The sequence below is a fragment of the Sphingomonas larreae genome (assembly GCF_051400595.1).
Taxonomy (GTDB): domain Bacteria; phylum Pseudomonadota; class Alphaproteobacteria; order Sphingomonadales; family Sphingomonadaceae; genus Sphingomonas.
Genome location: NZ_JBLFFI010000011.1, coordinates 26049 through 40159, shown reverse-complemented (window position 1 = coordinate 40159; position 14111 = coordinate 26049). Strand labels below are relative to the sequence as shown.

General features: G+C 69.8%; 9 protein-coding genes. 7 read left to right on the top strand and 2 right to left on the bottom strand.

Going from position 1 to position 14111, the window contains the following annotated elements:
• Nucleotides 1–190: 190 nt before the first annotated feature.
• Nucleotides 191–3109: a TonB-dependent receptor gene (locus ACMGDM_RS20075; RefSeq protein ID WP_436805913.1), complete on the bottom strand. Its 2919-nt coding sequence runs from the start codon at nucleotides 3107–3109 to the stop codon at nucleotides 191–193.
• A 155-nt stretch (nucleotides 3110–3264) separates the two neighbouring features.
• Here ACMGDM_RS20075 and agaR point away from each other — a divergent pair, with 155 nt between their 5' ends.
• On the top strand, nucleotides 3265–4044 hold the full coding sequence (gene agaR, locus ACMGDM_RS20070; RefSeq protein ID WP_436805912.1) for a transcriptional repressor AgaR: 780 nt from the start codon (nucleotides 3265–3267) through the stop codon (nucleotides 4042–4044).
• A gap of 276 nt (nucleotides 4045–4320) precedes the next feature.
• Here the strand turns inward: agaR and ACMGDM_RS20065 are convergent, their stop codons facing one another.
• A complete protein-coding gene (locus tag ACMGDM_RS20065; protein ID WP_436805911.1) occupies nucleotides 4321–5406 on the bottom strand; it encodes an amidohydrolase family protein in 1086 nt (361 codons plus the stop codon).
• 129 nt (nucleotides 5407–5535) lie between these two features.
• Between ACMGDM_RS20065 and ACMGDM_RS20060 the strand changes: the two genes are divergently transcribed.
• The 6 genes from ACMGDM_RS20060 to ACMGDM_RS20035 all read left to right on the top strand — a co-directional run bounded on the left by ACMGDM_RS20060 (nucleotide 5536) and on the right by ACMGDM_RS20035 (nucleotide 14106).
• Nucleotides 5536–7629, top strand: coding sequence for a glycoside hydrolase family 36 protein (locus ACMGDM_RS20060; RefSeq protein ID WP_436805910.1), 2094 nt, complete (start codon nucleotides 5536–5538; stop codon nucleotides 7627–7629).
• Nucleotides 7626–8570 carry an EamA family transporter gene (locus tag ACMGDM_RS20055; RefSeq protein WP_436805909.1) on the top strand — a complete coding sequence of 315 codons (945 nt, stop codon included), beginning with the start codon at nucleotides 7626–7628 and terminating at the stop codon, nucleotides 8568–8570. The genes ACMGDM_RS20060 and ACMGDM_RS20055 overlap by 4 nt, the downstream gene beginning before the upstream one ends.
• Nucleotides 8571–8641: 71 nt before the next feature.
• Entirely contained in the window at nucleotides 8642–9925 is a 1284-nt protein-coding gene (locus ACMGDM_RS20050) for a D-tagatose-bisphosphate aldolase, class II, non-catalytic subunit (RefSeq protein WP_436805908.1), read from the top strand.
• Nucleotides 9918–11060, top strand: a complete 1143-nt coding sequence (locus ACMGDM_RS20045) for an SIS domain-containing protein (RefSeq protein ID WP_436805907.1) — start codon at nucleotides 9918–9920, stop codon at nucleotides 11058–11060. Before ACMGDM_RS20050 ends, ACMGDM_RS20045 begins: the two co-directional genes overlap by 8 nt.
• Nucleotides 11057–11986 (top strand): N-acetylglucosamine kinase, encoded by a 930-nt coding sequence (locus tag ACMGDM_RS20040; RefSeq protein WP_436805906.1) that lies wholly within the window; start codon nucleotides 11057–11059, stop codon nucleotides 11984–11986. The genes ACMGDM_RS20045 and ACMGDM_RS20040 overlap by 4 nt, the downstream gene beginning before the upstream one ends.
• A 185-nt stretch (nucleotides 11987–12171) precedes the next feature.
• A complete protein-coding gene (locus ACMGDM_RS20035; protein WP_436805905.1) occupies nucleotides 12172–14106 on the top strand; it encodes an NPCBM/NEW2 domain-containing protein in 1935 nt (644 codons plus the stop codon).
• The last annotated feature ends 5 nt before the right edge of the window (nucleotides 14107–14111 follow it).

Below are 14111 nucleotides of genomic sequence, written 5' to 3'. Positions count from 1 at the left end.
GAAGCCTGGACGCAAAGGTGAACGAACGACTGGAGTTGGACGGCGGGCAGGTGGGCTTGAGTGACCGTTATTGGGTCTCCTCTGGACGAGAGAAGAAGCGGGCTGCAAGCGCCCAAAATGAGTCGTCTAGCGGCTGGATCGATTTTGTGCCTTCCGACTTGCGACGCTGACGCCGGCTGCCAAAAATCTTTTACAACCGGCCGCGCACCCCGAAGAAGAACACGCGGCCCGAATATTCGTAGAAGTTGGGCACGTTGCGCAGGTCGTTGAAGCGCTTGACCGCCTGGCCCAGCAGGTTCGAGCCCTGCGCGTAGATGGTGAGGTGGCTGCTCAGGTCATAGGACAGAGTCGCCGAGACCTCGTGGTACGGATCCTCCTTCACCGGCAGATAGGCGAGGTTACCCGACTGCGCGTAGGTGAAGCGTGACTGGAAGCTGTACGACACCTGCGCGCCGATCCCGTGGTTCTCGTAGAACAACTTGCCGTTGGCGGAGAAGGGGATGGCGCCGGGCAGGTCGGTGGTGACGTCGCCCGACGTAGCGCGCGAACGATTGTAGGTGAGGTTCGCCTGCACGCCGAAGCCGTTGTCGAGGAAATACTGGCCGCCGACCTCCACGCCGTAGACGTCGGCGCTGTCGCCGTTGCGCACCTGGTATTCGACGAAGCCGAAGTTCTGCTGCTGGTTGGCGGGCTGCGCGGTCGGCGTGACCACCACGTCGAGCGGCACGGTCGAGACGAAATTGGTGATATGCTTGTAGAAGGCCGCCGCGGTCAGAGCGAGGCGGTTGGACGGGTAATATTCGAGCGACAGGTCGAGCTGATTGGCCTCGGTCGGCTTCAGGTTCGGGTTGCCCGCGTCATAGATGATATAGGTGCCCGACTGCGCCGAGGTGGCGTCCTTGGCCGGCGACAGCTCGGCGAAGGTCGGGCGCGAGATCGCCTGCGACGCGGCGAGCCGCACGCGCAGCCCGTCCGAGAGATCATAGGCGAAGTTGGCCGCGGGCAGCAGCCGCAGATAGTCGCCCCCGCCCGTGATCGGCTCGACCTCGTTGAAGGCGACCGCATTGTCCTGCGTGCCCGCGCGCGGGATGATCGTCGCGATCGAGGCGCCATAGCCCACCGACGACACCTTGGTGGCGACCAGCCGTCCGCCGATGTCCGCGCGCCAGCGCTCGCCTGCCAGGTTGAATTGGACATAGCCGGCCCAGGTGCGCTCGCGGATGCGGTAGGAGGCGGGGAGATCGTCCTGGATGATCTGGGTCGAATAGCCCGCGGGATAGGGCGACAGCGCGCAGCCGTCGATCGTCGCGCCGCTCGCATCGAGGCAGCTGTTGGGGTTGAGCACCGCCGGGTTGTTGTCGGCGCGGGGCAAGGCCGCGAGATAGGTGTCGATGTCGAAATTGGGGAAGTTGCGCGGGAAGTTGCCCGGCAGCTTGCTCAGGATGTTGCCCTGCCCGGGGCGCACCACGTCCGCGCCGATCTGCCCGAAGGTGAAGGGGTAGCCGCAATAGTTGCACGAGGTGGTGTACTGATTGTCGACCGTGGTGACGTTCTTGCGACGATCGGTCCAGGCGGCGCCGAAGCTGATCGCCTTGAACGCGCCGTTGTCGACGCGATACTCGCCGTCCATCTTGCCGCTCTTGATCTCGTCCGAGACGTCCTGGCCTTGGATGCCGATATAGTGTGCGCGATAGTCGTCGTTGGTGGCCTGGTCGATCGTGCGGCCGCCTGGTAGCGTAATCGCAAGATCGGGCAGGCCGTTGTCGCGCGTCGCGAAGGTCGCCGAGGCGCCGGGGACGCCCGCGACGACGAAGCGATTGCGCCCGCCGGTATTGTTGGTGGCCTTGCCATAATAGCCGTCGAAGGCGAGCTTGAGCTGGTCGAACGGACGCCAGTCGATGCGGCCGCCGATCTGATAGGTCTGGCTCTGCCGCGGCTCGTCGGTGGTCAGCACCTCGGAGACGAGGTCGTTAATCGCGAAGCCGGTGACCACGTTGTTGCGGTCGACCGAGATCGACGCCGGGTCCCAGCGCGGCGCGCCGTCGTCGCCGAGCGGGTTAAGATAGTTGGACGAGCGGTAATTGTTCTGGGTGACGTCGAAGTGGCTGTAGACGCCGTCGATGGTCAGCTCGAAGCGGCTCGACGGCTTCCACTGGAACGCGCCCGCCGCGCCGATCCGCTCGCGCTCACCGGTGACATAGCCGACGCTGTAGTAATCCGGCCAGATATAGGCCGGGCCGGCGGCGTTGGGATCGACCTTGCCGTCGCGGTTGAAGTCGAGGCCATAGCCCGCCTCGGTCCCGTCGGTGATCGAATACTCGCCGAGATTATCGGTGCGGAACTTGTACTTGTTGTAGCTGGCGCCGACCAGCAGTCCCATCGTGTCGTCGGCGAAGGTGGTGCTGACGACGCCGCTGGCCTTGTAGCCGCCCTTGTCGACCAGGTCGTTGTACTGGCCCTCGAGCGCGGCGGAGGCGTGGAAGCCGGGGCGGTCGAGCGGTCGCGCGGTGCGCAGGTCGACGTTGCCGCCGATGCTGCCCTCCAGCTCGGACGCGCGCACCGCTTTCTTCACCTCGGCCCCCGAGATGATCTCGGAGGGCAGCACGTCGAACTGGAACGAGCGGTCGGTGCCGTCGGTCGGCAGGATGCGGCCGTTGAGCGTGGTGATCGCGAAATTGGAGCCGAGCCCGCGCACGGTGATGTCGCGACCCTCGCCGCGACCGTCGCGCCCCACCGTCACGCCGGGGATGTTGGCGAGCGCCTCGGCGACGTTGCGGTTGGGAAACTTGCCGAGCTCCTCGGAGGAGATGGCGTCGACGATCGTGTCGGCGTTGCGCTTGGCCTGGATCGAGCGGAGCAGGCTGCCGCGAACGCCGCGCACGACGATGTCGCCGCCGGTGGTCACGGGGCCATCGAGCTGCCCGGTCTCGCCGGGCTGCTGCGACGGGTCGGAGAGCACCGCCTGCGGGTCGGGCGAGGCGGTGGAGGACTGCTGCGTGTCGTCGACCGGGGCGGTGGCGTCCTGCGCCGCTGCCTGGCCGGCGATGAGCAGGGCGACCAGGCTCGCGCCGGCCAGGATCTTGCCGCGCCCGTGCTGCAGCTGCGTCATCGCCACTCTCCCTCTTCCCCGCACCGGGTGCGAAACGTTGCGACTTGCTATCGTGAGCGTAGCAATACTGTCAAATAGAAAAGAAACGAAACCTTGGCGGAGCATTGTAGCCGCCGGTCACGGCTGGTAAGCCGGTGCGCGAACGGGAGGATGCGATGTCCACGGTACGGGACACCAGCGGCAGACGGCAGCAGATCAGCGCGATGGTGCGCGAGCGCGGCAGCGTGCAGGTGGCGCCGCTCGCCGAGCGCTTCGGCGTGTCGATGCAGACGATCCGCAAGGACCTGCATTTCCTCGCCAAACGCGGCGTGGCCGAGCGCTCCTACGGCGGCGCGATCGTGGCCGACGCAGTCAACGTGATCGCCGAGCCCGCGGTGGAAGCGAAACGCGCCGCGCACGTCGACGAGAAGGCGCGGATCGGCGCGCTGGCGGCGGCGATGGTGCGACCAGGCGAGTCGGTGGTGCTCGACTCGGGCACGACGACGCTCCAGATCGCGCACCATTTGCCCGACGACGAGGAGATCACCGTCCTCACCAACGACCTCGACATCCTCTGCGCGCTCGCGCGCAAGGAGCGGATCCGCGTGGTGATGCTGGGCGGCGCGTTGCGCCGGCGCAACCGCGCCTTCTACGGCGCGCAGACCGAGGCCGCGCTTGACGACCTGCACGTCGACAAGCTGTTCCTCGGCGTCGACGGTTTCGATCTCGAGCGCGGCATCACCACGCATTACGAGCCCGAGGCCATGCTCAACCGCAAGATGGTGCGCGCGGCACAGCAGGTGATCGCGGTGACCGACCAGTCCAAGTTCGGGCGCGTGTGTCTCCACCGCATCCTCAACGTCGCCGAGATCGACGACCTCGTCACCGACGCCAGCGCGCCCGAAGGATTGCAGGCCGCGGCCGAGCGGCTGGGGTTCCGCCTGCACGTGGCGTGAGGGGCGGGAGTTCGCGCGCCGTGTTCCTGCGCACGCAGGAACCCAGGGCCAATCGCACCACCGTATTTGGCTCTGGGCTCCTGCGTGCGCAGGAGCGCGAGATGGTGCGGGCTCGCTCGCGCGCCTCATTCCTCCCCCGTCATCCCGGACTTGTTCCGGGATCCACGGCGCCGCGTACCCGCAGCCCGTTGCCGCCGCGGACGACTGGATCCCGGCACAAGGCCGGGATGACGGTGAGTCTTAGGCGAACGGGCGTGCCAGCTCCGCCCCGCCACTTCATCCCCCCAGATGGAAGAAGCGCCGCGCGTTGCCCCAGTAGATCTTGTCGATCACCGCGCGCGGCAGGTTGAGGCCCTTGGCGTCCGCGCGGATCGCCTCGACGCGCTGCGGCAGCGGCGTCGCGAGATAGCGCCAGTCGGCGCGCCAGACGCGGTCGGCCTCCTTGGGGAAGTCGCTGGTGGCGGGCGGGTTCTGCGCGCGCGCCGCGGGGTCGGGGGGGCTGTCGGTGAGGTCGGTGCCGTAGAGGATGCGGTCCTGGTACTTGATGAAGAAGGCGCGCACCTTCGCGAGGTCGGCGTTCGACTGGACCTGGAGGTTGGACAGGCGCGCGGCGAGGTCGATCACGGTGTTGGGATAGCGGTCGAAGAAGCGCGCCAGCTCGTCGACGCTCCACTCCAGGCTGGCCATGTGCGCGCCGTCGAACGCCAGCTTCGGGTGGCGCGCGACGAAGCGGTCGCGCGCCGCCATCAGCGCCTCGTAGCTCGGCTCCTCCGGGTGGAGGTACATATAATATTCGGGGTGCGCCTTAAAATATTCACGGTCGTTGTCGGTCGTCATCTGGTCGAGCGGCAGCCAGCAGTTCTTGGGCTCGGCCTGGTGCGCGATCAGCGGGATGCCACGCTGCTCGAGATGCGCCATCACGCCGTCGAGCCGCGGATCGTCGAGGAAGACGCGCTTGCCGCTCGCGTCCTTGGCGACCATCCCGATGTTCTTCCACACTTTCACCGCAATTGCGCCGCGCGCGAAGGCCTGGTCGAGCTGCGCGATCGTGCGCTCGGTCCAGCCCGGCGTACCGAAGCCCGCCATCGAGAAGGTGGTGGCGTAGCGGAAATGCGCCGGGTCGGCGGCGCGCATCGTCCGCGCGATCGCGGCCTGCCGCGCGAGCGGGGGAAAGTCCGGATAGTCGACGTTGATCGACAGCACATCGAAGCGGTCGCGCTTGGCGAGTGTGAGAAATCGCGGGTCCTCGACGTTGGCATGAAAATGCGAGTCGAACTTGGCGACGCGCGCGAAGTCGGCCTCGGTGTAATGCGCCGCGGACGTCGCCGCGCTTGCCATCAGCAGGGCCGCGGTAAGGCTCATCGTCTCTCTCCCACTCGCGCGCAACGAAAGAAAACGCGCGTTAATGTTGCGGTTTTCGTTTGCGCGCCCGTTCGCGTTGGTGCAAGCTCTTTCTCACCGGCCTGCGAGCCGCACAGGAGAGAGTCAGCGATGCCGTTCACCTCCGTCACGCGCCGATCCATGCTCGGCCGTCTGCTCGTCGGCGGCGCGGCGGTGGCGCTGCCCGATCTCGGCGACGCGGTCTGGGCGGCCGCGCCCGCGGGGGTGCGGCTGAGCGACGGCACGCTGACGATCGACTATGACGGTGCGATGCGCGCCACAGTCGCGCATCGCGGCCAGGCGATCACGCCGCGCGCGCAGCCCGAGGCGCTGTTCCTCGCTGGCGCCGCGCCGCTCGGCAGCTTCCTGCTGCTCGATCATCACGAGGAGTCCGCGGCGGGGCCGCACGGCAGGGGGCGGCGTCACCTGCTGCGCGCCACTGCGGGCGGGCAGGTCGAGCAGACCGTGGCGGTGACCTTCCTCGACGCTTATCCCGGTCTCGCGCTCTATGAGGTAAGCTATCGCAACACCGGCGCGGCGCCGCTGGCGATCGCCGGCTGGCGCGTCGCGACGCACGATCTCACCGCGCACGCCGACGGTGCCTGGACGTTCGCGGGCGCCTCCTACCCCGACCGGCGCGACTGGGTGCAGAAGGTCGCGCCCGGGTTCGAGCAGCGCAACTTCATGGGGATGAACGCCTCCGACTATGGCGGCGGAACGCCCGTCGCGGTGGTGTGGCGGCGCGACGTCGGCCTCGCGGTCGGCCATCTCGAGACCAGCCCGCGCCAGGTCGCGCTGCCGGTCGCCGCGCAGCCCGGCGCCACCCGGATCGGGCTGAGCGGCGACCAGCCCGCGCTGCTCGCGCCGGGTGCGACGCTGACGCTGCCCACCGCTTTCCTGATGGCGCACACCGGCGATCATTTCCGCCCGCTCGACGCCTATCGCCGGCTAATGGCCGAGCGCGGCGTCGCGGCGCCGGCGATCCCCGAGTCGAGCTACGGGCCGATCTGGTGCGCCTGGGGCTATGAGCGCGAATTCACGCTCGACCAGGTCTACGGCACCTTGCCCAAGGCCAAGGCGCTCGGCTTCGAATGGGCGGTGCTCGACGACGGCTGGCAGACCGCGGAGGGAGACTGGAAGCTCAACCCCGCGAAATTCCCGCGCGGGGACGCGGACATGCGCGCCTTCACCGATCGCATCAAGGCGGACGGCATGCGGCCGCGGCTGTGGCTCGCGCCGCTCGCGGTCGACCCCGGCACCGACCTGCTGCGCGACCATCCCGACATGCTGCTGCTCGACCGTGACGGCTCGGCGCAGAACGTCAGCTTCTGGAACGCCTTCACGCTCTGCCCGGCGTATCAGCCGACGGTCGATTATTTCCGCGCGCTGGTGCGCCGCATCGTCACCGACTGGGGCTATGACGGGCTCAAGCTCGACGGCCAGCATCTCAACGGCGTCGCACCCTGCTACAATCCCGCGCACCATCACGCGCATCCCGAGGAATCGAGCGAGAAGCTGCAGGACTTCTGGAGGGCGATCCACGACGAGGCGGTCGCCGCTAATCCCGAGGCGGTGGTCGAGCTGTGCCCGTGCGGCGACAGCTTCGCTTTCCACAACCTGCCCGCCACCAACAACACGCCCGCCTCCGACCCGCTGTCGTCCTGGCAGATCCGGCTGAAGGGCAAGACGTTCAAGGCGCTGATGGGCCCGTCCGCGCCTTACTCGGGCGACCATGTCGAGCTGAGCGACGGCGGTGACGACTTCGCCTCCGCCTATGGCATCGGTGCGATCCCCTCGACCAAGTTCACCTGGCCGCGCGACACGCCCAAGCCAATGGAGAAACTGCCGCCGGGCGGGTTCGTCCTCACGCCCGCCAAGGAGGCGCTGTGGGGCAAGTGGATCGCACTCTACCGCGAGCACTTGCTGCCCAAGGGGCAGTATCTCGGCGGGCTCTATGACATTGGCTTCGACAAGCCCGAGGCGCACGCGATCGCGAAGGACGGTGCGCTCCACTATGCCTTCTACGCCGATCGCTGGTCCGGACCGATCGCTCTGCGCGGTCTGGGCGAGGGGAACTACGCGCTGGTGGACGGCTTCACCGGCCGCTCGCTCGGCACCGCCTCGCGCGCCAAGCCGACGCTGACGGCGACGTTCGAGCGCGCGCTGCTGGTGCGCGCCACCCCGGTCGCGCGGGGCGCGGCATGAGCGCGGCGGCGCCGGCGGGGCGCGGCTGGCTCGTCAACGCGCTCGTCACGGTGGTGCTATGGGGCGTGTGGGGTGCTTTCTCGGGCCTGTCGCCGCAGCGCGACTTTCCCGAGACCCTGGTCTATGTCGTCTGGGCGCTGACGATGGTGCCGCCCGCTCTGGTGGTGCTGAAGCAGGCGGGCTGGCGGCTCGACCGCTCACCGCGCGCGATCGGCTATGGGCTGGCGGTCGGGCTGCTCGGCGCGGGCGGGCAGATGCTGCTGTTCTACGCGGTGGCGCGCGGCCCGGCTTATCTGATCTTTCCGATCATCTCGCTGTCGCCGGTGGTGACGATCACGATGTCCTTTCTGCTGATGGGGGAGCGCACCGGCAGACTGGGGGCGCTGGGCATCCTGCTCGCTTTGCTGGCGCTGCCCACCTTCGACTTCGCGCCCGGCGCGGGCGGCGCGGGAGCCTCGGCGGCGTGGCTGCTGCCCGCGGTGGCGGTGATGCTGTGCTGGGGCGTGCAGGCCTATTTCATGAAGGCGGCCAACCACGTCACCTCGGCGGAGAGCATCTTCGTCTACATGACGCTGTCGGGGCTCGCGCTCGCCCCGGTGGCCTGGGCGATGACCGACTTCGGAGAGGGTGGGGGCCGCGCGATCAACTGGGGGCTCGACGGGCCCGGACTGGCCTCGGCGATCCAGCTGCTCAACGCGATCGGCGCGCTGACGCTGGTGTTCGCCTTCCGCTACGGCAAGGCTATCATCGTCGCGCCGCTCGCCAACGCGGGCGCGCCACTCGCCACCGCGCTGATCTCGCTCGCGGTGCTTCATGTCGTGCCCGGACCGCTCAAGACGCTCGGGATCGTGCTCGCGCTCACCGCCTCGCTGCTCCTCGCGATCGAGCCCGACGCAGCCGATGCCGAGACCGAGGCCGAACCCACGGCCGCCGCAATTTAGTTTCGCTAAGTTTCGCTTTCTTGTGTTCTGCTGCGGCTAGCGTTATGCCGGCCGCGTAAAGGGAGACGCACGTGCAGATACTTCTCGACTTGGTGAACCGGCATAAGGCGGGAGAGCGCGTCGGCGTGACCTCGGTCTGCTCGGCGCACTCGCTGGTGATCGAGGCGGCCTTGCGCCACGCGCTGACGCACGACGCCCCCTTCGCGCTGGTGGAGGCGACCTCCAACCAGGTGAACCAGGACGGCGGCTATACCGGCATGGTCCCGGCAGACTTCCGCGCCTTCGTCGAGCGCATCGCGGCACACGTCGCCTTTCCGCTCGAGCGGCTGGTGCTCGGCGGCGACCATCTCGGCCCCAACGCCTGGACCTCACTGCCCGCGGCGGAGGCGTTGGACAAGGCTGAGGTGATGGTCGCCGATTACGTCCGCGCCGGCTTCGCCAAGATCCACCTCGACTGTTCGATGAGCTGCGCCGACGATGCCGTGCCGCTGCCCGAGCGGACCATCGCCGAGCGCGCCGCGCGTCTGTGCCGCGCCGCGGAGGACGCCTTCGCTGGCGATCCCGCGTCCGCCCCGGTCTATATCATCGGCACCGAGGTGCCCGTGCCCGGCGGCGCCGCCGAGGACCTCGACGAGCTGGCGGTGACCGATCCCGAAGCGGCGATCGCCACCGTCGACATGCACCGCGACCTGTTCCGCGCTGCCGGCCTCGCCGACGCCTGGGAGCGCGTGATCGCCGCCGTGGTGCAGCCCGGCGTCGAGTTCGACCATGACAAGGTGGTCGACTATCGCCCCGAGCGCGCGGTCGCGCTGAGCCGCGCGATCGAGCCGGTGCCGCATCTCGTCTACGAGGCGCACTCGACCGACTATCAGACGCCGCAGGCGCTCGCCGCGCTGGTGCGCGACCATTTCGCGATCCTCAAGGTGGGCCCCGGCGTCACGTTCGCGCTGCGCGAGGCGCTCTGGGCGCTCGACGCGATCGAGCGCGAGACGGTCGCCGAGGGCGCGCGCGCGAACCTGCGCGCCGTCACGCTCGAGCGGCTGCGCGCGGAGCCGAAGAACTGGGCGAAATACTACCACGCCACCGGCCCCGCGCTCGACCTGCAGCTGCAGTACAGCCTGTCGGACCGGATCCGCTATTACTGGCCCGACGCGACGATCGCAGCGGCGCAGGAGCGGCTGTTCGCCAACCTGCGCGAGACCCCGCCGCCGCTGCCGCTGTTGAGCCAGTATCTGCCCGCGGCCTATGCCGCGGTGCGCGCCGGCCGCGCCGGCCTTGACCCTGCCGAGCTCGTGATGGCGCAGATCGGCGCCACGCTCGACGCCTATCACGGAGCCTGTTTTCCCCATGACTGACACGATGATCGCCGCCCCGGCCGCGGAGCCCGGCGACTCCTCCTGGACGCGCCGCGAGATCGCGCAGCAGCCCGCCACGCTGCGCGCCACCCAGAAGCTGCTGAGCGACGCGCGCGGCAAGATCGAGGCGTTCCTCGCGCCGCTGCTCGCGCGTCCCGAGCTGCGTATCGTGCTGACCGGCGCTGGCACCTCGGCCTTCATCGGCGAGTGCCTCGCGCCGTGGCTGTCGCGCGCGCTCGGCCGCTCGGTCGAGGCGATCGCCACCACCGACATCGTCGGCGCGCCCGAGCTGCACCTGCGCGCCGACGCGCCGACGCTGCTGGTGTCGTTCGGCCGCTCGGGCAGCAGCCCCGAGAGCGTCGCCGCGGTCGAGCTGGTCGACCGGCGCGTCGCCCAGGCGCACCATCTGATCGTGACGTGCAACGCCGAGGGTGAACTGGCGCGGCGCGACGGTCCTCGCGCACACGTCATCGTGCTACCCGAGCCGACGCACGACCGCAGCTTTGCGATGACATCGAGCTTCACCGCGATGACGCTGGCGGCACTGTCCGCGCTCGGCGGTATCGCCGCGATGGACGCGCGGATCGAGCCGATCGCGGCCGGCGTGGAGAACATGCTGACGCGCGCCGAGCCGGTCGCCGCGGCGCTGGCCGCGCGCGGGTTCGACCGCGTGGTCTATCTCGGCAGCGGCGTGTTCACCGGGCTGGCGCGCGAGGCCGCGCTCAAGCTGATGGAGCTGAGCGACGGCGCGGTCGTCACCGCCTTCGACAGCGCGCTCGGCTTCCGTCACGGCCCCAAGACGATCATCACCGACCGCACGTTGGCGGTCGTGTTCGTCGCCAACGACCCGCTGACGCGTCGCTACGACCTCGACATGGTCGCCGAGCTGCGCGCGGACGGGCGCGCCGGCGAGGTGGCGGTAATATCCGCGCGGGCGGACGAAGGCGCCACGATCGTGCTCGCCGGGATGGACAACTCGCCGGACGCCGACCTGCTGTTCCCCTACATCGTGCCGGCGCAATTGTTCGCGCTCCACGTCTCGCTCGCGCTCGGGCTCACGCCCGACCAGCCCAATGCGAGCGGCACCGTCAACCGCGTGGTGCAGGGCGTGCGGATCCACGCCGAGGAGGCATGAGCGCGCGCCGCTACCTCGGCGTCGACGGGGGCGGAACCAAGACTGAGTTCGTCTGCATCGACGCCGCGGGCGCGGTGATCGCGCGCGCGGTGACGGGGACGACCTACCACCTCGAGGTCGGTGAGGCGGAAGCGGTGCGGCGCATCGCCGAGGGGGTGAGCGCCGTCTGCACCCAGATCGGCGCCGCGCCCGCGCAGCTCGACCACGTCTTCCTCGGGCTGCCCGCCTTCGGCGAGGACAGCGCCGTCGACCCGCGGCTCGACGCCGCGGTGCGCGACCTGCTCGGCCACCCGCGCTACCGCTGCGACAACGACATGGTGTGCGGCTGGGCGGGATCGCTGGCGTGCGCTGACGGCATCAACGTCGTCGCGGGCACGGGCTCGATCGCCTATGGCGAGCGCGGCGGCCGCGGCGCGCGCGCGGGCGGCTGGGGCGAGGTGTTCGGCGACGAGGGCTCGGCCTATTGGATCGCGCGCGCCGGACTCGCCGCTTTCTCGCGCATGAGCGACGGGCGTGCCCTAGTCGGCCCGCTGCACGCGCTACTGCGCGAGGCGCTCGCGCTCGACGACGACCTGGCGCTGTGCGAGCGCGTGATGGGTCCGCGCGGCATGGCGCGCGGCGAGATCGCCGCGCTCGCGGCGCTGGTGTCGCGCGCCTCTGACGCGGGTGACATCGCCGCACGCGCGATCCTGAACGACGCGGCGGCCGAGCTGGTGCTGCTCGCGACCGCGCTGCGCGCGCGGCTCGGCTTCGATCCGGCGGAGCGGATGGCGGTGTCCTGGTCGGGCGGCGTGCTCGCCAATGTGCCAGCGGTGCGCGACGCGTTCGCGGCGGGGCTAGAGGCGGCTGGGTGCGCGGCGGTCGAGCCGCTCCACGCGCCCGGCTATGGCGCGGCGCTGTACGCGCGGCATCTGGCGCTACGGTAGCGATTGACCATCCTGGACCGCTGGAGTGATTCTGCGCACGCAGGAGCCCGGTGGCTAGGCGCGGGCGCGCGTGGCTCTGGGCTCCGGCGTTCGCCGGAGCACGGCGGAGCGAGCGGGTGTCGTCTCCGGCCCTCTCCCGCGCCGGAGAAAAATCTATGATGTGGCGAACAGCGAGGTCCTGTCCGATGCGCCTGCCGAACCTGTCCCTTGCCGCGCTCGCCGTCGTGCTCGCCGGTCCCGCGGCGGCCGCGGCCGCGTCCGACCCGCTCGCCCCGACCGGGCGCTGGTCGGCGCCCGAGCACGCCGCCGCCCGCACGCCGCCGATGGGGTGGAGCTCGTGGAACGCCTTCCGCACCGAGGTGGACGAGGCCAAGGTACTCGGCGCCGCGCAGAAGCTGGTCGACAGCGGGTTGGCGAAGCTCGGCTATCGCTACGTCAACGTGGACGACGGCTGGTGGCTCAAGCGCCGCACCGGCGACGGGCGGCTGATGATCCGCACGCATATCTTCCCCTCCGCCGCGGTCGCGGGCGGTGACAGCAGCTTTCGTCCCTTCACCGACCGGCTCCACGCGATGGGGCTCAAGGCCGGGCTGTACAGCGACATCGGGCGCAACGCCTGCTCGCAGGCCTATGACCTTCACTCGCCCAACCTGCCCGAGGGCACGACGGCGGAGCGCGAGGTCGGCCTCTACGGCCATGTCGACCAGGACGTGGCGCTCTATTTCCGCGACTGGGGCTTCGACTATCTCAAGGTCGATGCCTGCGGGATCAACGTCTACGCGCCCGGCGCGCCCGTCGTAGTGCAGAACGGCTATCGCGCGTTCCCGCCGCTGGTCGACCAGGCCTCGATCAACCGCACCGACGTGGCGCAGGTGCGCTCGCTCTACGCCGCGGTCGCGGCCGCGATCGCGCGCTACCGGGCAGACGGCAACTCGATCCTCGCGCTTTGTACCTGGGGCAGCGCCGACGTGCGCCGATGGGGCAAGGAGGTCGGCCAGATGTGGCGCACCAGCCAGGACATCACGCCGCATTGGACGCGCATGCTCCACTCGTTCGACAGCGCGTCGACCCGCGCGCTTTACGCCAAGCCCGGCGCCTGGAACGATCCCGACATGCTGTTCATCGGGCAGGGCGACTTCGACGCGCAGCACCTCACCGAGGCGCGCACGCATTTCGCGCTCTGGGCGATCATCAACGCGCCCTTGTTCATCGGCTATGACCTGCGCCAGGCGCCCGACAGCCTGATGAGGATCTGGGGCAATGCCGACATCGTGCGCGTCAACCAGGACCCGGGCGGCCACCAGGGCGTGATCGCCTACACCTCGGATGATGTGCAGACGATCGTGAAGACGCTGAGCAACGGCCACAAGGCGGTCGTCCTACTCAACCGCGGGCTGGCCCCGGCGGAGATGAACCTCACCGCTGCGCAGCTCAAGCTCGCGACCGACGCGCCCATCACGATGCGCGACCTGTGGAGCGGGCGCCCGCTCGCACCCTTCACCGGCGAGACCACGTTCACGCTGGCGCCGCGCGAGAGCCGCGTCTTTGAGGTGAGCGGCACGCGACGGCTGCGCGGCGGCATGTACCTCTCCGAGGTGCCCGGCGACGTCAACGTCGCGGTCGACGGCGTGGTCGCGCCCGAGCCCGACCCGGTGGTGCACCGCATGATGGGGCAATGGAGCGGCACGCGCGACACCGGCGAGCGCCCGACCTACGCCGGCTGGGGCGGCGCGCAGGCCGACGCCACACCCTATGACCAGACGCTCCAGGTCGCGGGGCGCAGCTATGACACCGGCCTCGGCGTGCTGGCGCAGTCGCGGCTCGAGGTACGCGCGCGCGGCGCCGATCGGTTCGAGGCGCTGGTCGGCGTCGACGACTCGACCCGCGACACGCGCGACGCCGCCGAGTTCCTGGTCTACGGGGACGGACGGCTGCTCGCGCGCTCGGGCGCGGTGCGCTTCGGCATGGCGGCGCGCCCGCTGCGTGCCGAGCTGCGAGGCGCACGCGTGGTCGAACTGGTCACGCGCAAGGTCGGGCACGCCACCGACCTGCCGCTCGTCACGACCTGGGCGGAAGCGGCGTTGCGCGGCGGCGGGGAGGGGACCGCGGCGCGGCGCTAGGACAT